Origin of the sequence: Kitasatospora sp. NPDC088346, assembly GCF_044740765.1 — a bacterium.
In the GTDB taxonomy this organism is placed as follows: Bacteria; Actinomycetota; Actinomycetes; order Streptomycetales; family Streptomycetaceae; genus Kitasatospora.
In genome coordinates, this window is the sequence record NZ_JBIURH010000001.1 from 432,488 (window position 1) to 451,736 (window position 19,249).

Here is a 19,249-nt window from a genome sequence, read left to right on the forward strand (position 1 = left end):
CGGAGGCCGCCTCGCCCGTTCCGGGGCGGCCGACAGTCAGAGGTTCGCCGCCCGATCCCAGGCCCCGCCGGGGCCGCCGCCCGGACACACCGACCGGGCGAGACACCGCTCGGAGAGTCCCCACCGTGCAGCCGAAGCCGCCCTCCTCCCGTACCCGTGCCGTCCTGAGCGCCGCCGCCGCGTTCGCGCTGGCCGCCGCGCTGGCCGCCTGCGGGAGTACCGACGCCGCCGGTCCGGCCGCCGACGGCGCCAAGTCGGGCGGCGGTGCGACACCGGCCGCGCCGCCGAGCCCCACACCCACCAAGCCGTCGAAGGTGCTGAAGCCGACCGGCCCGGCCGCCGAGCTCAAGAAGGTCCGGGACACCGCGGCCGGGCCGATCATGATGACCACGCTGGCCGGGGCGAAGTCCGGGGTCAGCGGCAAGGTCTGGGTCTGGCTGCCGCCGGAGTACAACGACCCCAAGTACGCGAACACGGGCTTCCCGGTGCTGACCCTGTACTCGGGTGGCCAGAGTGCCGGCTACAACACCTGGACGGACAACCAGCTGCCCATCGAGGAGGCCGACGCGACGATGGCGAAGGAGGGCCGGGCGCACCCCTTCATCATGATCATGCCGGTGCAGAACCTGGAGTCCAACGAGGCCAAGGCCCTGGAGTGCAGTGACATCCCGGGCCAGCCCAAGATCGGCACCTGGATGTCGCAGGACATCCCGGACTTCGTGCGCGCCAACTTCCGCACCGTCCGCGGCCGCGACGGCTGGGCCGTGATGGGCGCCTCCACCGGCGCGTTCTGCAGCGCCAAGCTGGCCATGCAGTACCCGGACGTCTTCAAGGCGGCCGTGCCGATCGACGGCTACTACAACCCGGACTCCCCGCTCTGGAAGGGGTACGAGCAGGAGCGGGTGGCCAACAGCCCGGGCCAGATGGTCGCCGCCGGCACCGCCGACGTGCGGATGCTCGCGACCGCCGGCGGTGCCAACGCGGGTGAGGTCAAGCTGGTCAAGGCCTGGGTGGCGAAGGCCAAGCCGCCGCTGACGATCGACTACTACGAGCAGCCCGGCGGGAACCACCTCACCTCGGACTTCAAGAAGATGATCCCGAACACCCTGGAGTGGCTGACCAAGAACGTGGCCGGCCCCGAGAGCGACTGACCGCCGCGGATTTCGCGGAGCCGCCACCTCGGCGGCTCCGCGCGCGCCATACTGGTTCGTGGGCCCCGGTAAGTCCGGCAGAAAGCCGTCGACAGGCCTCTGACCTGCGCGTCAATCAGATATTCATTCGACCCTGATGGCATGTCACCACCCTGAAGACCCGGGCCGGGACACCACAGACGCGGTGTCCGCAGCGGCCAGCCTCAGTCAGTCGTGAAGAGAGCGCCATGCCCAGCCACCTGCTGCCCGTCAGGACCCCGCACGTCCCCGCCCCGGCCGACGGGGAGGGTGCCCGGGCTGCCGCCGAGCCGCCCGCCACCGAGGCCGTCCCGTTCGCGGGCCTGCGCCTGGTGCACTCCGCGATCCGCCGCGACCTGGCCCGCTTCCCCAACGCGCTGCGCCTGCTGCAGCCCGGCGACCAGGTCGCGGGGGAGGCGCTCCAGCGGCACTGGGACTTCATGACCGCCATGATCACCTGCCACCACGAGCAGCAGGACAGCCGGCTGTGGCCGCTGCTGCGCCGCTTCGTGCCGGAGCTGCGCCTGCTGCTGAACTGGCTGGAGGCCGACCACCACAACCTGGACCACTCCTTCACCCGGGTCACCACCCTGGTGCGGATCGCCACCCGGGACGCCGCCAGCAGCTGGCCGGTGGCGTACGCCGTGGAGGAGCTGGCCGCCCGGCTGGAGACCCACCTGCGGATCGAGGAGCGGCAGTTGCTGCCCCGGATGGAGGGCGTCTTCCCGGCCGGATCGCGGATCGGTACCCTCCCCGAGCTGCTGGACCTGCTCCGGGCGGCCGACGGGCCGTCCTCCTCGGACGCGCTGGTCTGGCTGCTGGAGGGCGTCGACGAGCGGGTGGTCGACCGGCTGCTCGCCGACTGCGACGACGAGACCGTCCGGCACTGGCCGCACTGGCGGGACACCTACGCCCGCTGCACGGACCAGCTCTGGGGCCCCACGATCTGAGCCGCGGCCGGTCCGCCGGCTCAGCCGCGCAGACCCACCGCGGCGCCGTACCCGGCCAGGTCCGCCGGGTCGGTGGTGGCCAGCCCGACGTACCCGTCCGGGCGGATCAGGAACAGCCCCGGGCCCCAGTCGTCCAGCCGCACCGTGCGCACCCCCGCGGGCACCGCGGGCGGCTCACCGCCGCCCGCCACCAGGGTGAAGTGCGGCCCGCGCAGCACGTCGAACAGCCGCCCGCCGCCGGGCAGCGGGGTGTCGGGCGCGCGGTCGCCGGCCCGCAGGGCGCCCCCGGGCAGCCCGGTGCGGGTCTCCAGGCTCAGCGGACCGCCCCGGTAGCCCACCCCGAGCTGCTCGGTGCGCTCGCCGCGCCGCGGGGCCCGGTCGCTCTCGCGGGCGGTGCCGGCCGAGGCGCGGTGCAGCGAGGTGCTGATGTCCAGTACGTCGGCCGCGACCGGCAGCCGTTCGGCCTCGTAGCTGTCCAGCAGCTCGGCCGGCGCGCCGTGGGCCAGCACCTGGCCGAGCTTCCAGCCCAGGTTGTAGGCGTCCTGCACGCTGGTGTTCAGCCCCTGGCCGCCGGCCGGGGAGTGGATGTGCGCGGCGTCGCCGGCCAGGAAGACCCGGCCGCTGCGGAAGCGGTCGGCGAGGGCGGCGCGCGGGCGGAAGTCCGAGGCCCAGCGGACGTCGGTGACGGCCTCGGCGGGCAGGTGGGTGCGTTCGGCGACGGTCCGGCGCACACCGTCCGCGGAGGTGTCGGGGACGCCGTCGGTGAACTGGGCGAACAGCTGGAAGTCCGCCGTGCCCGGCAACGGGCAGAGCAGCAGCGGGCCGCCCGGGGCCGCCGGCCAGATGTGCCAGTCGTCCCGGTCGAGACCGGTCACCCGCAGGTCGGCGACGAGGGCGGGGTGCGGGTCGACCGTCTCGCCGACCATCGGGACGCCCACCGCGCGCCGTACCGTGCTGCGCCCGCCGTCGGCGGCCACCAGGTAGTCGGCGGTGACGGTCCGGACGGTGCCGTCCGGGCCGGTCAGCCGTGCCGTGACCCGCTCGGCGTCCTGGGTGAGGCCGGTCAGCGCGGTGCCGAGCACCGCTTCGCCGCCGAACTCCCGCAGCCGGGCGCGCAGGATCTCCTGGGTGCGCCACTGCGGCAGCATCCAGATGTCCGGGTAGGGCACCGACGGGTCGTCGGCCCCGCTGCGCTCCACCAGGTCCCACCGGGCGCCGCGTTCGCCGTTCTCCCAGCTCTGCATCAGCGGGTAGGGGGCGCCCGCGGCCCGGACGGCGTCGATCACGCCGAGGTCGTCGAGGACCTCCAGGGTGCGGGGCTGCAGGCCCTTGCCGCGCGAGCCGGGGAACAGGGCCGGGGCCCGCTCGACGAGCAGCGTGGGCACGCCGCGGCGGGCGAGGTCCACGGCGAGGGTGAGGCCGGTCGGGCCGGCGCCGACGATCAGTACGGGAGTGTGCACTCCGGTCTCCTTAACGGTGTTAAGTTGCTGCCGTTCCGAGCGTGGCCTTAACGGTGTTAAATTGTCAAGGGGTCATCGCGGGAGGGCCGCCCCAGGGGGCCATCGAGGAGGAGCGGACGTATGGCGGCGAAGCTGGACCGGGCCCAGGTGACGGACACCGCCCTGCGGCTGCTCAACGACGTCGGACTGGACGGCCTGACCCTGCGCCGGATCGCCACCGAACTCGACGTCAAGGCCCCCGCGCTCTACTGGCACTTCGCCAACAAGCAGGCCCTGCTGGACGAACTCGCCACCGAGATGCTCCGCCGCATGACCGCCTCCGCCGAACCCCCAGCCCCGGACGCCCCCTGGCAGGACCACCTGCTCGCCGCCTGCCGGGTGCTGCGCCGCGCCCTGCTCGGCTACCGCGACGGCGCCAAGGTCTTCAGCGGCACCCTGCTGACCGACGGCGCCCACGCCCGGCAGCAGGAAACCCAGCTCGACGTCTTCCGCCGGGCCGGGTTCACCCCCACCGAGGCCGTCGACGCCTTCTTCACCGCCTACAGCTTCACCATCGGCTTCGTCATCGAGGAACAGGCCGTCCACCCACTGCCCGGCGAACGGACCCCCGGCTACGACAGCGCCGAACGCGCCGAGAGGATCGGACCCGACCACCCGCTCGCCACGGCCGCCGGCGAGGACCTCTTCGGCGACCACGAACGGCGCTTCGAACGCGGCCTCGCGATCGTCACGGCCGGCGTCGCCGCCCTCGCGCGGCGTTGACCCGCGGCCCCGGGCGGCGCCGACCTGCGGCCCCGGGCGGCGCCGACCCGCGGCCCCGGGCGGCGGCAACCGCCGTCGGTACGGGAGCAGTTCACGTTCGCCCGGGCCCGGGCCGCCGCGGTACCGTCCCCGGATGCCCTCGATCTTCGAACCCCCGCTGCTCACCCGTCTGAAGGCCGCCGAACGGATCCTCGTCGCCGGGGCCGGCGGCGGATTCGACGTCTACGCGGGACTGCCGGTCGCCCTCGCGCTGCGCGCGGCCGGCAAGGAGGTCCACCTCGCCAACCTCTCCTTCAGCCACCTCTACGGCCTGGACGCGGACGTCTGGCTGGAGCCCGACGTGGCGGCGATCCGCCCGGACACCAGGTCGGCCGAGTCCTACTTCCCGGAACGCACCCTGGCCCGCTGGCTGCGCCTGCACCACCTGCCCGACACGGTCTGGGCCTTCGCCTCGGTCGGCGTCCAGCCGCTGCGCGCCGCCTACCGCGCGCTCACCCGGCACCTCGGGATCGACGCGATCCTGCTGGTGGACGGCGGCACCGACATCCTGATGCGCGGGGACGAGGCCGGGCTCGGCACTCCCGAGGAGGACATGGCCAGCCTCGGCGCGGTGGCCGGCCTGACCGAGATCCCCGAACGGCTGGTCAGCTGCCTGGGCTTCGGCGTCGACGCCTACCACGGCGTCAACCACAGCCTGGTGCTGGAGAACCTGGCCGCCCTCGACCGTGCCGGCGGCTACCTCGGCGCGTTCTCGCTGCCGCGCGACTCCCGGGAGGGCGCCCTCTACCTGGACGCCGTCGAGCACGCCCGGGCGGCCTTCCCCGAACACCCCAGCATCGTCCAGGGCTCGGTCGCCGCCGCCCTGCGCGGCGAGTTCGGCGACGTCCGCTTCACCGAGCGCACCCGGCACAGCACACTCTTCGTCAACCCGCTGATGACCCTCTACTTCTCGGTCACCGTCGAGGCCCTGGCCGCCCACCACCGCTACCTCGACCGGATCGAGCACACCGTGCTCACCCGCCAGATCAGCTCCGCTGTCGAGGAGTTCCGCGACACCCTGCCGGTCCGGCGCCCGCCCCGGCAGTTCCCGCACTGACACCGGACCCGGCCCGGCCGGTGGGGGTCGGACCGGGGCCGGGCGGGACCTGCGCCGGGCGGGACGTGCGCCGGGCGGGTTCAGTCCTTGCGGGCCGCCGCGACGATCTTGGCGGTGGTGTGGAAGAACCGCGAGGTGCCCTGCCCGGTGTAGTTCGGCGGGAAGGCCGTTGCCGGGTTGGTCCCGAGCCGGCCGTTGCGCAGGTGCACCACCACGTACGCGGCGCCCGGGTCGGCCCCCAGGATGTCCCAGTCGCCCTTGGGGGAGTGCACCGGGAACTCCAGGCCGTCCGGCAGCGGCTCGGACAGGAACACCACGCAGAGCCTGAGCTCCGGGGTCACCTCCACGCCCGCGAACGGCTCGGCGGCGACCAGCTCCTCGACCTCCTCCACGGTGCGCAGCATGGTCGGGACCGGATAGCCGAGGGCGGTCTCCAGGTGCTGTTCGATCCGGCGGGTGAGCGCGGCCCGGTCGGTCCGCGCGGTGTCGAAGAAGACGTTTCCGCTCTGGATGTAGCTGCGGACCCGCTCCAGGCCGAGTTCGGCGAAGAGCTCCCGCAGCCGCTCCATCCTGACCGTCCGCCCGCCGACGTTGATCGCGCGCAGGAATGCGATGTAGGTCTGTGCCATCGGGCCAGTCTGCCAGCGGCCGCCGACCCGGCGGGGCCATGGACCTGTCGGGGCCGCGGACCTGTCGGGGCCGGCGGGCGGCGGGCCGTCGTCCGTGGCCGCTGACAGACTGGCGGCATGGTTACCTGGCAGGATTTCGAGCAGCAGGCGCCGGACTTCGCGCCCGCCGTACGCGCCCGGTTCGAGGCCCGCAAACACCACGTCCTGGCCACCCTGCGCAAGGGCGGCTCCCCTCGGGTCAGTGGCACCGAGGTGCAGTTCATCGGGGCGGAGCTCACCATCGGCTCGATGGACAACGCCGTCAAGGCGCTGGACCTGCGCCGGGACGGCCGCTACGCGCTGCACAGCCACCCCGGCGACGAGACGATGACCGACGGCGACGCCAAGATCTCCGGCCGCGCGGTCGAGATCACCGACGAGGTCGAGCTGTCCGCGTACGCGGGCGACCTCCCGCAGGCGCCGCCCGGCCCGTTCCACGCCTTCCGGCTGGGGATCACCGAGGTGGTGCTGACCACCGTGGCGGACAACCGGCTGGTGATCCGCTCCTGGCGTCCGGGGGAGGAGGTCAGGACGGTCACCCGCGACTGATCGGTCCCGCGGCGCGGATCGGGTCGACCGGTCGCTCAGCCGATCGGTCGCTCAGCCCATCGGTCGGTCAGCCGATCGGTCGGTCAGGCCGACGAGCCGGGCAGCACCGAGCGCACCGCGTCCGGCGTGCGCGCCACCACGGCGTGGCCGTCGTCCGCGGTGATGATCGGCCGCTGGATCAGGATCGGGTGCTCGGCCAGCGCCGCGATCCAGCGCGCCCGGTCGCCGTCCTCGCGCGGCCACTGCTTCATCCCGAGGTCCTTCGCCGCCTGCTCGTCCAGCCGGGTGATGTCCCAGGGCTCCAGCAGCAGCCGCCCCAGCACCTCCTCCAGCTCGGCCGCCGACGGCGGGTCCTCCAGGTAGCGGCGGACGGTGTACTCGGCGCCGACGGCGTCCAGCTCGGTGAGGGCGCTACGGCACTTGCCGCAGCGCGGGTTGATCCAGATTTCCATGCCCGCCACCCTACTCAGCGCCACCGCACCCGCCGACCGGCACGCCCGCGCGCCGACGCCCCCCGGCCTCGCGGGAGGGCCGCCGCGGACGCCGGGGAACGAGCCGCAGCACCGGGGAACGCCGCCGCGGGCGCCGCCGTTGCCCGGGGTGACAGGACGTTGCCCGGTGACAGGACGGGGACGGACCACGAGGGGCGGCGCCATGGACGGCACGGCGGTCATCGAACACTTGCTGGCACCACAGGGGCGGGCGGATCCGTACCCCCTGTACGAGCTCGCCCGCGGGCTCGGCCCGGTGATCCCCTGCGAGGGCGGCATCCTGCTGGTCACCGGGTACGAGGAGGCCGACCGCGTGCTGCGCGACCCCGCCTTCATCGTCCAGAACGAGGCCGGGCAGCCCTCGGCGGCGGACGCGTGGTCCGGCGGCGCAGCCCGGGAGGTCTTCGGCCGCTCGATCCTGGAGACCAACGGCCCCGACCACGCCCGGGTGCGGTCCCTGATCGCCTCGGTCTTCACACCCCGCCGGGTGGAGGCGCTGCGCCCCGCCGTGGCCGCCGCCGTCGAACGGCTGCTGGACGAGCTGGCCGGGCGAGGCGCCGCCGGCGCGCCGGTCGACTTCATGGACGCCTTCGCCTACCGCCTGCCGGTCGGGGTGATCTGCGAACTGCTCGGCGTCCCCGAACGCGACCACCACCGCTTCCGCGCGCTGGCCGCCGACCTCACGGCGGCCCTCGAACTGCTCGTCGAACCGGCCGAGTCGGACGCCGCCGACGAGGCCGCCGAGGAACTCACCGACTACTTCGTCCAACTCGCCGCGCGCCGCGCCGCCCACCCGCGGGACGACCTGGTCAGCGCCCTGGTCCGGGCAGGCGCCCAGGACGGCGGACGGATCGGCGGGCACGAGCTGATCGCCAACCTGGTGGTGCTGCTGGTGGCCGGCTTCGAGACCACCACCAACCTGCTCGGCAACGGCCTCACCCTGCTGCTGGAGCGCCCCGGGACGGGCGCCCGGCTGCGCGCGGGCCACCTCGCGCCGAGCGCCTTCACCGAGGAGGTGCTCCGCTTCGACCCGCCCGTGCAGCTCACCTCCCGGATCGCCCGGGGCGACGGCCTGCGGGTGGGCACCCTGCCCGCGCCGGACGGTACCGCGGTCCTGCTGCTGCTCGGCGCCGCCAACCGCGACCCCGCCCGGTACACGCGGCCGGACCGCTTCGAGCCGGACCGCTTCGACCTCGGCGGCTCCGGGGCGCCGCGCCCGGCCGCGCGCCCGCTGAGCTTCGGGGCCGGCGCCCACTTCTGCCTCGGTGCCCGGCTCGCCCGGCTGGAGGTCGACCTGGCGATCCCCGCCCTGCTGGCCCGCTTCCCCCGCCTCACCGCGGCCGGCCCGCCGGTCCGCCGCGACCGCCTGGTGCTGCGCGGGTACCGCACGGTGCCGGTCACCACCGGCTGACGGGCCCTTGGTCCCGCCCGCACGGGACCTTCGATCGCCCGATCGGGCCGGGCGGCCGGGCGACCATGGGAGCAGCGCCGCCCCGCCGGGCCCGGACCGCCGTCCGGGCGGCGCGCCGCTCCAGGAGGTTCGCTTGTCCGCCCGTCCCCAGCCCGCCCGCCCGACGCCCACGCCTCCGAGGCCCGCCACCGTGTCCGCCCCTGGGCCCGACGCGGCGCCCGCCGCCGTGCCCACCGCCGTCGCCCGCTGGCAGCACGCCCTGGCGGACGCGACCCGGGCGCCGCGCTGGGTGCTCTGGCTGCCCGTGCTGCTGGTCCTGGTCGACCTCGCGCTGGAGTTCGCGCTGCCGGAGGCGGTGGCGGCCGGATTCCTGTGCACCGTGCTGCCGGTGGTGGTCGCGTTCGGCCTCGGGCCCGTGCTGGTCGGCTCCGCCACCGCGTTCGCGATCTCCCTGCAGGCGCTGCTCGCCGAGCGCGCCGGTCACCTCGTCGAGCAGCACCACGTCTGGATGTACGTCACCACCCTGCTGGCGGGCTCGCTGGGAGCGGCGCTGTCCTGGCAGCGCCGCCGGCAGGCCCGCGACCTCGTCCGGGTCCGCACCATCGCCGACACCCTCCAGCACACTGTGCTGCGGCCGGTTCCCGCCGAGGTCGGGCGGCTGCGCGCGGCGGGCCTCTACCGCCCGGCCCGGCCCGACGTGGCGGTCGGCGGCGACCTGTACGAGGTGTGCGAGACCCGCTTCGGCACCCGGGTGCTGCTCGGCGACGTCCGGGGCAAGGGTCTGGACGCGGTGCGCACCGTCGCCGACGTGATCGGCGCGTTCCGGATCACCGCCCACGAGACGGCCGACCTCGCCGACCTGGCACGGCAGTTGGACCGCCAGGTGCGGCGGGAGGCGGTCGACCGCGGCGACGAGGAACTGTTCGTCACCGCGCTGCTGCTCCAGCACCGCCCGCACACCGGGCGGGTCGACCTGGTCAACCGCGGCCACCTCGCGCCCCTGCTGCTCGGTCCCGGCACCGCCCGCCCGGTCGACTGCCCGGAGCGGCTCCCGCTCGGCCTAGGCCACCTGGCCGCCGACGGCACGCCGCCGACCGCGGTCGAGCTGCGGCCCGGCCGCACCCTGCTGCTGCACACCGACGGCGTCACCGAGGCCCGCGACCGGTCCGGCGCGTTCTACCCGCTGGCCGAACGCCTCGCCGGGCTCGGCACCACCGACCCGCAGGCCGTGGTCGACTTCCTCGACCGGGACGTCCGCGGCCACTCCACCGGCCTCGCCGACGACCTGGCCGTCCTCGCCCTCACCCCGGCCTGACCGCCGGCCCGGCGCGGCACACTGTGGGGGTGCCCGAACCCGATCCCGACCACGCACTGATCCCGCCGATCCCGGCCCGCCTGCCCGCGAAGGTGCGCTGCCTGCGCTGCGGCCGGCTGCTGCACGACCCCGAGTCCCGGATGCTGCGCCTCGGCCGCGAGTGCCGCCGCCCGCCCGCCCCCATCCGGGTCCTCCCCGGCGACCAGGACCCCCTCCCCGGCCTGTCGGCGCAGGACTGACCGCTCAGCGTGTTCCCCCCGGTGAGGCCGGGGGAACGGCCCTTGGAGAGATCGGGGTTGACCAACTCGCTGTTGCCGCTGGGGAGATACCCGTCGGGGGCACGGCGTTCGAACGAACTGGCGCATGATCAGGGTCGGGTTCCGCCGGTGGATGTCGGACGGCGCGGCGCGGCCTGCATATCAGCGTGTCGCCCGCCCACTCGATTCGTACCCCTTCGGGGGCGTGGCGCCGGAGGTACTCGCGGTGCTGCCCGTAGAAGCTCATGCGTCCCCCCCGCTGGGTGCCAGGCCGCGGTGGCCGCCGCCCCGGGGAAGGGCCCCCGCTCACCGGCGAGGGCCCTCCGTGCACCGTTATCGGGTCGGCCTACAGGTCGTCGTACACGGGTGAGATGCGCTGAGAACTGCCGAGAGGTCACGTTGTCTGCTCACGGTGGTCCGCCACGCAGCGCTGTCGAGTGTGACCGGCTGAACTGCCGAGCCTGGCCGGGGCACTTGTCAGCCCGCCTCAGCCCTCTGCCCGTTGTTCCACGGCTTCGCTCTCTTCTTCTCCTGCCTCCACGGCTTCCTCCTGGGTGGGCCGGTCGGCAGCCGGACAGTCACGGCCGCCGGGGCGCAACTCATCCCGGACCCGCCGCCAAGCACGGATGATCGGAGGCACTTTCGACAGCACCTCGCTGATCTGCGTCAGCAGCAAGGTGACACAGCCGAACGACGCGAGAACGAACAGCGTTACCCGATCCCAGCTCACCGTGTTCCTCCTGCTACCCAAGTACCCGACCCACCTCGGAGTGACGTGATCAGGATTTCCGCCGACTCCTCGTCGTGAGGGCCCGGCCGGATGGGGCCGAGGAGTCCGGTAACGGCTCTGGACATCTCGACACTCCGTACCTTCTGCTGGCACGACTGGTTCCGCGGCCGCCGAGGCCGTCGTCCGCTAGCCGAGGAGGGCATGACGGACGAGCCACCCGAGGGCGTTCGTTCCCAACCGGTCCGGCTCCTGGAGCAGCGCGGTCTCCACGGCACGGAGATCGGCGAGCTCCGGGGGTGCGGACATGCGATCGAGCGAGGCGAGACGCTTCATCGCGGCGTCGACAATGCCCGGCCAACCGGGCATGCCGAAGTGGTGTGTGGCCTTGAAGACAGCTGTGAACGCCCGGTGCAGAACGGCGTCGTGCCAGCCCTGCCGACGCATCAACTCCTCGGTGATCCCGACCTGTTCCTCGATGTTTCGGACGAAGTCGGCCACTGGCCCGGACGCGGCCCGCAGCGTGAAACGGGAGCCGCCTGCCCACGGGAGGTCCAGGTCCGAGGCGACGGCCGTGAATGCACCCAGTCGTTCAGGCCCGCCGTCACGGGCGGCGACGAGCGCCTTGCGGGCCCGACGGTACAAGTCGACGCCCTGTGCGAAGACGTCGCCGGAGTCCGGCCCGCCGGGTGCCGCACGGATCGCGTCGAGTGGTTCGTTCAACAGTGCCTCGGCGGCCAGCCCGGCCGCCGCCGCGCTCAGCAGGACCTCCGGGTCGCTGGCGTCGAGTCCGAGATGAGCGAGTGCGGTCGAGGCCTGCTCCTCCAGCCCCGGGAACAACGGGGGCTGCTCCTCGGACCGTGGCGCGAGGAGTGCGGCGAGCCGCGGGGACAAGGGAGCCGGGCCGGGTTCCTCGATGGAGACGCCGTACTCCAGGAGGTCCTCGAAAATGGCGTCCGGTCCGCAGTCGATGTGCGATGTGTCATGCCGCCCCGAGCAGTCCTCGGGGCACTCCAGCTCCTCGCACATCTCCGGTTCCTCGGGCTGTGCCTCATTGACCAGGTGGTAGACGAGCCTCTCGGCCACCGCCCCGCGGGCCGTGATCATGGCGCCGCTCAGCAGCATCTCCGCGTTCGTCAGCAGGTGGTCCTCCCGGTCGACCGAGGGCGGGGGCTCCGGGGCGTCGGAGATCCAGGCGTGGGCCGACTCCAGTGATATCGACAGCCAGGCGATCCGCAACGGTGGGACCTCCTCGTTCCCGGCCAGCTCGGCGACTTCCTCCGCGGCCTGCCGGACCGCGTCGAGCCGGGCCGAGTAGTGGTCGCGGACCGATTCCCAGGCCTCGGAATCCTTGCGGACCTGCTCGGCGTTCCGTGCCAGGCCGGCGTCCCGGGTCTCCCGCGCCCGGGTGACCAGTCGGCTCAGGCACGGGCGGCACCCGGACAGACCGGCCTCCGGGGCGGGGCCGAGCGGCACCGCCCCGAGGTCCCGGCCGAACGCGGCACCGCACACACAGCAGTCCAGGCTCGCCATCTGCCGGCCCGTCGGTATGGCGGGTAGGGCGGCACGGATCGTGCCGTGTGCGTAGGCAGGGATGTGCACGGGGCGAACTCCTCGGGTGTCGTGCTCCGCTGGTGTCCTCACCATCCTCACCTGGGCGTTCAGTCGCTAGTCACCAAGTGGAAGGCTGGGCTGCGAACTTGACGAAAGCTGACTGCGTCGTCCGCCGCGCCGGCGAAACTTGACACCCCGGCCGGAGCCCGTTCACCGGCCCCGAAACAGGAGGATCCAAGTGGTAGACACCCCGGACGAGTCCCGGCCGGAGGGCTGGCACCAGGAACTGGTCGACGCGTTGCAGGAACTGCACCGGGCGGCGGGTCAGTTGAGTTTCCGCAAGGTGAGCACGCTGATCCGCGAGCGGGAGGACCATCTGTCCGGGCCCAGTCACGAGACCGTGCGGTCCGCGATCAACGGAAAGCAGATGCCGCGCTGGGAGACGGTGCACGACATCGTCGTGGTTCTGGCGGGCCTGTGCAGCCCGCCTCGGGACGAGGAAGCCGAGGTCGGGAGGATCCTGCTGCTGTTGCGGGGAGCCCGCGAAGGAGAGAAGGGCGCCCGGAAGTCGTTCCAGGAACTGGCCAACAGCGGCTGGGGCGGTGAGGACGGAAAGTGGACACCCGAGATGGTCATGGGCATTCTGGTCAACCCTTTCAGCGCCATCCAGATCGCCCCCGGGCTCGCAGCCCCGCACGAACCGATCATCTCCGAGGACGTGTGGATCCGGGCGATGGAGAAGTTCATCGAGGAGGACGGGGCCGAGCACGCGCTGAGGGTCCTACTGCACACACTGAAGGGCGACTACATCGGAGCTGCCGAAGGCACGCCGTTCGGCTACCAGGACATGGACCGGGAGGTGATGGACGCGTACGCGGCCTTCCAGTACGGCTGCCGGGAAGTGCGCCGCCGCCTGCGGGCCGAGCCCAATCTCCTCGCGGAGTCGATTCGCGCGATGCGGGCCGACGACACGATGGACCGCGACGACCGGGCGGAGATGCTTGAGAACGAATCGGACCTGAGCCTGATGAGAGAGGTCATGATCGTGACCCCGGACACCTGGGACGACGTGTCCGAGGAGGCCCATCACATGGTCTTCGGCTACCTGATCAAGCAAATAGGCCCACCCGGCCCGCTCAGCCTGCCGGACGCGGATCGCTTCCCCATCCTCTGGCGCATCCCCGAACCTTCTGCGGAGTAATCCCGACCCGTACCTGCCTGGCCGACGGTGGTTCCGCTGCCGCCCACGAGGCTGTACATCAGATGGCCGCCGATGGCCCTGCGCGAGTTCGATCTGCGTGCACACTCATGTCACATCGGCAACCGGTTGAGGTGCGACCGGTTGCCAAGTGCAGCGCGTTTCCGCAGGTCAGCAGGGTGCTGACCTGCGGAAACGATGAGAGATCGAACCGCGTTTCCGCAGGTCAGAGCCGCTCCTACAGGTCGTAGTACAGCTCGAACTCGTGCGGGTGCGGCCGCAGGGCGATCGGGGCGATCTCGTTGGTGCGCTTGAAGTCGATCCAGGTCTCGATCAGGTCCGGCGTGAAGACGCCGCCCGCGAGGAGGTACTCGTGGTCGGCTTCCAGGGCCTCCAGCACCGCGCCGAGCGAGGCCGGGACCTGCGGGACGGCGGCGTGCTCGTCGGGGGCGAGCTCGTACAGGTCCTTGTCGACCGGCTCCAGCGGCTCGATCTTGTTCTTGATGCCGTCCAGGCCGGCCATCAGCATGGCGGCGAAGGCCAGGTACGGGTTGGACGCCGGGTCGGGTGCGCGGAACTCGATGCGCTTGGCCTTGGCGTTGGAGCCGGTGATCGGGATCCGGATCGCGGCGGAGCGGTTGCGCTGCGAGTAGACCAGGTTGACCGGGGCCTCGAAGCCGGGCACCAGCCGGTGGTAGGAGTTCACCGACGGGTTGGTGAAGGCCAGCAGTGAGGGGGCGTGCCGGAGCAGGCCGCCGATGTAGTAGCGGGCGGTGTCGGACAGGCCCGCGTAGCCCTGCTCGTCGTAGAAGAGCGGGGAGCCCTCGGTCCACAGCGACTGGTGGACGTGCATGCCGGACCCGTTGTCGCCGAAGATCGGCTTGGGCATGAAGGTGGCGGTCTTGCCGTTGCGCCAGGCGACGTTCTTGATGATGTACTTGAACAGCATCAGGTCGTCGGCGGCGTGCAGCAGGGTGTTGAACTTGTAGTTGATCTCCGCCTGGCCGGCCGTGCCGACCTCGTGGTGCTGGCGCTCGACCTCCAGCCCCGCTGCGGCGAGCTCCAGCGACATCTCGGCGCGCAGGTCGGCGAAGTGGTCGACGGGCGGGATGGGGAAGTAGCCGCCCTTGTACTTGACCTTGTAGCCGCGGGCGTCGCCCTCCGCGGAGCCGCTGTTCCAGGCGCCGGCCTCGGAGTCGATGTGGTAGTACGAGGCGTTGGCGCTGGTCTCGAAGCGCACCGAGTCGAAGACGTAGAACTCGGCCTCCGGGCCGAAGTACGCGGTGTCGGCGATGCCCGAGGAGGCGAGGAAGGCCTCGGCCTTCTTGGCCACGTTGCGCGGGTCGCGGCTGTAGGCCTCGCCCGTGATCGGGTCCTGGATGAAGAAGTTGATGTTGAGGTGCTTCTCGGTCCGGAACGGGTCCAGCCGGGCGGTCGCCAGGTCCGGGACGAGTGCCATGTCGGACTCGTGGATGGCCTGGAAGCCGCGGATCGACGAGCCGTCGAACATCAGGGTCTCGGACGGGTCGAAGGTCGCCGCCGGTACCGAGAAGTGCTGCATGACGCCCGGCAGGTCGCAGAAGCGGACATCGACGAATTTGATGTCGTTGTCGGCGATGTACTGCTTCACCTCGTCGGCGTTGGTGAACATCCATCCTCCTCAGCGTGCGGTCTGGTGGCTCACCCTAGGGCGGCTCACGTTAGAGCTGGGCCGTTTCCGGCCGGTGACTCCACCGTTTCCTGAATGTTAACCGGCCCGCTCCGGCGGGTGGCAAAGCAGTACGGTTTCGGACAAAACGCAGCCCCGGTCGGCGCCGTGCTCCCCAAGTGGTCCAGACCACTTGTGCAGAGCGGTCGACACGGATTCACCCGCCCGGGGGGAGGGTGGCGAAGATCGCCCGGGAGGTCCGGATACTGTGGATTCGTGGATACCAGAGAAGCGTTGGGATCGTGGATCGACGGCCCGAAGGCCGCGGCCGAGCGGATGGGCGCCGACTTCGGCTACCGCGGCGAGCGCCTGGGCCTGCCCAAGGAGGGCCCCGGCTCGCTGGCCGGCCCCGGCCGCCGGATCGGCGCGCTGTTCGTCGACGGCTGGCTGGTCAGCCTGGTGGCGTACGGGCTGCTCGCGCGCGGCGACCAGGCCGCGGCCAACCTGTGGACCACCCCGCTCTTCTACGTGGTCACCGTCCTGCTGCTGGCCACGGCCGGCTTCACCGTCGGCAAGCGGCTCTTCGGCCTGCGGGTGGTCCGCCTGGACGGCACCCGCGCCACCATCCCGCAGGTGCTGCTGCGCACCCTGCTGCTCTGCCTGGTGGTGCCGGCCCTGGTCTGGGACCGCGACACCCGCGGCCTGCACGACAAGGCGGTCGGCACCGTGGAGATCCGGATCTGACCCCCCGGACCGCGCACGTCAAACGGCCCCGCCGCGAGAGGATCGCGGCGGGGCCGTGGTGTCGAGAGGGGCCCGGAGCGGGCCGAGGCGGGGACGCCGGGGTCAGCGGACCTGGCCGCCCTTGGGCATCCGCGCGCCCTTGGGCATCGGGCCCTTGGGGATCGGCGCCTTGGACAGCAGGTCGCCCAGCGCGCGCAGCCGGTCGTTGGTCTCGGTGACCTGGGCCGGGGAGATGGCGCGCGGCAGCCGCATCAGGTGGATCTGCAGCTTCTTCAGCGGGATCTCGCCCTCGCCGTTGCCGACCATGATGTCGTGCACCGGGACGTCGCCGACGACCTTGGCCATCTTGCGCTTCTCGGAGGCCAGCAGCGGGCGGACGCGGTTCGGGTTGCCCTCACCGATCAGCGCGATGCCCGCCCGGCCGACCGCGCGGTAGACGGCGTCCTGGTTGCGGGTCACCGCGACCGGGGTCGAGTTGGCGCTCCAGCCGCGGCGGATGTTGTCCAGCACGGCGGCCACCGCGCCCGGCTGCCCCTCCATCTGCCCGAACGCCGCCCGCTCGGCCCGGCGCCCGAAGACGATCGCCATGGCGAGGAACGCCACGATGAAGCCCAGGATGCCCAGGTAGATGGGGTGACCGATCAGGAAACCGATGGCGAGGAACACGCCGAAGGTGAGGAGGCCGATGCCTCCGATGATCAGGCCGATCTTGGTGTCGACCTTCTTGGTCATTTGGTACGCCGTGCGGATCTGCTTCAGCCGCCCGGGGTTCTCGGATGTTTCCCTCGCCATACCGCTCATGGTACGTGTGGCAGGTACGGGATATCCAAGGGCGGTGCCGGTTCGTGACCTGCGTCTTCCCGGACGGCCGCCCGCGGAAGGCCGCCCGGGCGCGGCGCGGGGCCCGGCGGCCGCAGCCGGGCCGCTGCTCAGGCGCGTTGCCGCGCCTGGTCCGGCCGCCCGAACGCGGTCGCGCCGTCCACCCGGTCGGCCGCGTACCGGCGGTTCTCGCACACCGCCGACCAGGCGTTGCGCCGGGCGCGGCGCTGGCCGCCGCCCAGCAGCACGGTCTCGGCCAGCCGGACGGCGTCCTTGACCGAACGCACCCGGCCGAGCACCCGGGCGTCCCGGAGCGCTCCCCTTGCTGCCTGCATGTCGCGTGCTCCCCTGGCTGTCGAGGCTGGTCCGACAATGTCATCTTGGCCGAGCGGTGTTACCGGCCGGTGACCCGGGCGTCAAAGGCCGATGAAGGTCAGCGGCCGGTGACGTCGGGAGCCGGTGGCGGCCCCGGCACGACGAAGGGCGGGCCCGTACCGGACCCGCCCCATCATCGGACGAAACTCAGACCGCGGCCTTCGCGCGGTGCTCCAGCGCCTGCCGGTAGAGCCGGCCGGCCCGGTACGAGGAGCGGACCAGCGGCCCGGACATCACACCGGCGAAGCCCAGTTCCTCGGCCTCCTGCTGGAGCTCGACGAACTCGTGCGGCTTGACCCAGCGCTCCACCGGATGGTGGCGCACGGACGGCCGCAGGTACTGGGTGATGGTGATCAGCTCGCAGCCGGCCCCGACCAGGTCGGCCAGTGCCTGGCTGACCTCCTCGCGGGTCTCGCCCATGCCCAGGATCAGGTTGGACTTGGTCACCAGCCCGGCGGCGCGGGCCTGGGTGATGACGTCCAGCGAGCGCTCGTAGCGGAAGGCCGGACGGATCCGCTTGAAGATCCGCGGCACCGTCTCGACGTTGTGCGCGAGCACCTCGGGGCGGGAGTCGAAGACCTCGTCCAGCAGCGCGGGGACGCCGTTGAAGTCGGGGATCAGCAGCTCGACGCCGGTGCGGCCGGCGGCGCGCTCGGCGGTGAGCGCGTGCACCTGGCGCACGGTCTCGGCGTACAGCCAGGAGCCGCCGTCTTCCAGGTCGTCGCGGGCGACGCCGGTGATGGTGGCGTAGTTGAGGTCCATCGTGACGATGGACTCGGCGACCCGGCGGGGCTCGTCCCGGTCGAAGTCGGCGGGCTTGCCGGTGTCGATCTGGCAGAAGTCACAGCGTCGGGTGCACTGGTCGCCACCGATCAGGAAGGTCGCCTCGCGGTCCTCCCAGCACTCGAAGATGTTGGGGCAGCCCGCCTCCTGGCAGACCGTGTGCAGCCCCTCCTTCTTCACCAGCGACTGCAGCGCGTTGTACTCCGGGCCCATCTTCGCCCGGGTCTTGATCCACTCAGGCTTCCGCTCGATGGGGGTCTCGGCGTTCCGGACCTCCAGACGGAGGAGCTTCCGGCCGTCGGGTGCGACAGCGGACACGTGCGACTCCTAGGACTAGACGGGGTACCCCCAGGGTACGCCTGTGCTTTCATCAACTGTGCCGGGCCCCGGCCCTGCAATCGCAGGGCAACAACCGGAACCCGGTGTGGATTCCCCGCCTCAGCGGACGAGCGAGGGTTCCGGCAGCTCGGCCAGCACCGCCGCCAGGTGCCGTTCGACCACCGGCAGCGCCTCGGCCACCGGGAAGTCCCGGCCCAGCTCGGAGCTGACCGAACCGACGCCCGCGTCACGGATCCCGCACGGGACGATCCGGTCGAACCAGGTCATGTCCGGGTTGCAGTTGAGCGCGAACCCGTGCATCGTCACCCCGCGCGCCACCCGGACGCCGATCGCCGCCAGCTTGCGGTCGTCGCCGCGCTGGCCGGCGTTGGACGGCGCGTACTCCGGCCCGGCCAGCCGCGGGTCGATCCCCAGCGGCAGGCCCATCCGCAGGGTCAGCTTGCCGATCTCCACCACCTGCGACGGGTCCACCACCGCGTCCGGGATCTCCTGGCCGAGCTTCCAGACCCCGCTGCGGCCCTCGATCCGGGTGGTCTGCACGCCGAACTCGGTGCAGGCCCGGATCAGCGCCTCCTCCAGCCGGCGGACGTAGGCCACCACGTCCATCGGGTCCGGCAGCTTCACGATCGGGTAGCCGACCAGCTGGCCCGGGCCGTGCCAGGTGATCTCGCCGCCCCGGTTCACCTCCACCACGGGGGTGCCGTCCAGCGGCAGGTCGGCCGGGTTGGTGCGCTTGCCCATGGTGTACACGGGCGGGTGCTCCAGCAGCAGCACGGTGTCCGGGATCTCGTCCGCGACCCGCAGCGCGTGCAGGCGCTGCTGCTCGGCCCAGGCTTCCTCGTAGGGCACGGCGCCCTCGCCGGTCCCCGACCGCACGAACCGTATCTGCTCGCTCACCACTGCTCCTTGCCAGGCGTTCGAGACCAACCCCAGA

The 19,249-nt window shown here is 72.4% G+C and carries 20 protein-coding genes; 10 read left to right on the plus strand and 10 right to left on the minus strand.

From position 1 onward, the window contains the following. Nucleotides 1–125: 125 nt before the first annotated feature. Complete coding sequence (locus tag ACIOFR_RS01915; RefSeq protein ID WP_400991662.1) at nt 126–1,151, plus strand: alpha/beta hydrolase; 1,026 nt, start codon at nt 126–128, stop codon at nt 1,149–1,151. 227 nt (nt 1,152–1,378) lie between these two features. Next, nucleotides 1,379–2,119 carry a hemerythrin domain-containing protein gene (locus ACIOFR_RS01920; RefSeq protein ID WP_400991663.1) on the plus strand — a complete coding sequence of 247 codons (741 nt, stop codon included), beginning with the start codon at nt 1,379–1,381 and terminating at the stop codon, nt 2,117–2,119. Between the two features lie 20 nt (nt 2,120–2,139). Here the strand turns inward: ACIOFR_RS01920 and ACIOFR_RS01925 are convergent, their stop codons facing one another. After that, nucleotides 2,140–3,579: an FAD-dependent monooxygenase gene (locus tag ACIOFR_RS01925; protein ID WP_400991664.1), complete on the minus strand. Its 1,440-nt coding sequence runs from the start codon at nt 3,577–3,579 to the stop codon at nt 2,140–2,142. A gap of 120 nt (nt 3,580–3,699) precedes the next feature. Between ACIOFR_RS01925 and ACIOFR_RS01930 the strand changes: the two genes are divergently transcribed. Together ACIOFR_RS01930 and ACIOFR_RS01935 are read left to right on the plus strand one after the other, a co-directional pair. Beyond that, nucleotides 3,700–4,341: a TetR/AcrR family transcriptional regulator C-terminal domain-containing protein gene (locus ACIOFR_RS01930; protein WP_400991665.1), complete on the plus strand. Its 642-nt coding sequence runs from the start codon at nt 3,700–3,702 to the stop codon at nt 4,339–4,341. A gap of 133 nt (nt 4,342–4,474) precedes the next feature. Beyond that, nucleotides 4,475–5,437, plus strand: a complete 963-nt coding sequence (locus ACIOFR_RS01935; RefSeq protein WP_400991666.1) for a DUF1152 domain-containing protein — start codon at nt 4,475–4,477, stop codon at nt 5,435–5,437. 80 nt (nt 5,438–5,517) lie between these two features. Here ACIOFR_RS01935 and ACIOFR_RS01940 read toward each other — a convergent pair whose 3' ends face one another. Then, nucleotides 5,518–6,066, minus strand: coding sequence for a DUF1697 domain-containing protein (locus ACIOFR_RS01940; RefSeq protein ID WP_400991667.1), 549 nt, complete (start codon nt 6,064–6,066; stop codon nt 5,518–5,520). A gap of 117 nt (nt 6,067–6,183) precedes the next feature. Between ACIOFR_RS01940 and ACIOFR_RS01945 the strand changes: the two genes are divergently transcribed. After that, nucleotides 6,184–6,654, plus strand: coding sequence for a pyridoxamine 5'-phosphate oxidase family protein (locus ACIOFR_RS01945; protein ID WP_400991668.1), 471 nt, complete (start codon nt 6,184–6,186; stop codon nt 6,652–6,654). Nucleotides 6,655–6,737: 83 nt separating this feature from the next. Here the strand turns inward: ACIOFR_RS01945 and ACIOFR_RS01950 are convergent, their stop codons facing one another. Next, entirely contained in the window at nt 6,738–7,106 is a 369-nt protein-coding gene (locus ACIOFR_RS01950; protein ID WP_400991669.1) for an ArsC/Spx/MgsR family protein, read from the minus strand. 202 nt (nt 7,107–7,308) lie between these two features. Here ACIOFR_RS01950 and ACIOFR_RS01955 point away from each other — a divergent pair, with 202 nt between their 5' ends. The 3 genes from ACIOFR_RS01955 to ACIOFR_RS01965 all read left to right on the plus strand — a co-directional run bounded on the left by ACIOFR_RS01955 (nt 7,309) and on the right by ACIOFR_RS01965 (nt 10,110). Beyond that, the gene (locus tag ACIOFR_RS01955; protein ID WP_400991670.1) at nt 7,309–8,556 is read left to right on the plus strand and encodes a cytochrome P450; all 1,248 of its coding nucleotides are present in this window, start codon (nt 7,309–7,311) and stop codon (nt 8,554–8,556) included. A 190-nt stretch (nt 8,557–8,746) separates the two neighbouring features. Beyond that, complete coding sequence (locus ACIOFR_RS01960) at nt 8,747–9,871, plus strand: PP2C family protein-serine/threonine phosphatase (protein ID WP_400991671.1); 1,125 nt, start codon at nt 8,747–8,749, stop codon at nt 9,869–9,871. A gap of 29 nt (nt 9,872–9,900) precedes the next feature. Then, complete coding sequence (locus ACIOFR_RS01965; RefSeq protein ID WP_400991672.1) at nt 9,901–10,110, plus strand: DUF6011 domain-containing protein; 210 nt, start codon at nt 9,901–9,903, stop codon at nt 10,108–10,110. A 505-nt stretch (nt 10,111–10,615) separates the two neighbouring features. On the opposite strand, the gene ACIOFR_RS01970 is transcribed toward ACIOFR_RS01965, so the two are convergent. Together ACIOFR_RS01970 and ACIOFR_RS01975 are read right to left on the minus strand one after the other, a co-directional pair. After that, complete coding sequence (locus ACIOFR_RS01970; protein WP_400991673.1) at nt 10,616–10,858, minus strand: hypothetical protein; 243 nt, start codon at nt 10,856–10,858, stop codon at nt 10,616–10,618. 186 nt (nt 10,859–11,044) lie between these two features. Further along, nucleotides 11,045–12,457: a hypothetical protein gene (locus tag ACIOFR_RS01975; protein ID WP_400991674.1), complete on the minus strand. Its 1,413-nt coding sequence runs from the start codon at nt 12,455–12,457 to the stop codon at nt 11,045–11,047. Between the two features lie 190 nt (nt 12,458–12,647). On the opposite strand from ACIOFR_RS01975, the gene ACIOFR_RS01980 reads away from it, so the two are divergent. Further along, a complete protein-coding gene (locus ACIOFR_RS01980; protein WP_400991675.1) occupies nt 12,648–13,610 on the plus strand; it encodes a hypothetical protein in 963 nt (320 codons plus the stop codon). Between the two features lie 235 nt (nt 13,611–13,845). Here ACIOFR_RS01980 and glnA read toward each other — a convergent pair whose 3' ends face one another. Beyond that, on the minus strand, nt 13,846–15,258 hold the full coding sequence (gene glnA / locus ACIOFR_RS01985; RefSeq protein WP_400991676.1) for a type I glutamate--ammonia ligase: 1,413 nt from the start codon (nt 15,256–15,258) through the stop codon (nt 13,846–13,848). 273 nt (nt 15,259–15,531) lie between these two features. On the opposite strand from glnA, the gene ACIOFR_RS01990 reads away from it, so the two are divergent. Continuing rightward, entirely contained in the window at nt 15,532–15,999 is a 468-nt protein-coding gene (locus ACIOFR_RS01990) for an RDD family protein (protein ID WP_371496707.1), read from the plus strand. 102 nt (nt 16,000–16,101) lie between these two features. On the opposite strand, the gene ACIOFR_RS01995 is transcribed toward ACIOFR_RS01990, so the two are convergent. The 4 genes from ACIOFR_RS01995 to lipB all read right to left on the minus strand — a co-directional run bounded on the left by ACIOFR_RS01995 (nt 16,102) and on the right by lipB (nt 19,215). Next, the gene (locus tag ACIOFR_RS01995) at nt 16,102–16,791 is read right to left on the minus strand and encodes a DUF4191 domain-containing protein (protein WP_371496706.1); all 690 of its coding nucleotides are present in this window, start codon (nt 16,789–16,791) and stop codon (nt 16,102–16,104) included. A gap of 137 nt (nt 16,792–16,928) precedes the next feature. Then, nucleotides 16,929–17,153: a hypothetical protein gene (locus tag ACIOFR_RS02000; protein ID WP_400991677.1), complete on the minus strand. Its 225-nt coding sequence runs from the start codon at nt 17,151–17,153 to the stop codon at nt 16,929–16,931. Nucleotides 17,154–17,340: 187 nt separating this feature from the next. After that, a complete protein-coding gene (lipA, locus tag ACIOFR_RS02005; protein WP_400991678.1) occupies nt 17,341–18,294 on the minus strand; it encodes a lipoyl synthase in 954 nt (317 codons plus the stop codon). Between the two features lie 120 nt (nt 18,295–18,414). After that, nucleotides 18,415–19,215: a lipoyl(octanoyl) transferase LipB gene (gene lipB, locus ACIOFR_RS02010; protein ID WP_400991679.1), complete on the minus strand. Its 801-nt coding sequence runs from the start codon at nt 19,213–19,215 to the stop codon at nt 18,415–18,417. Nucleotides 19,216–19,249 lie beyond the last annotated feature (34 nt).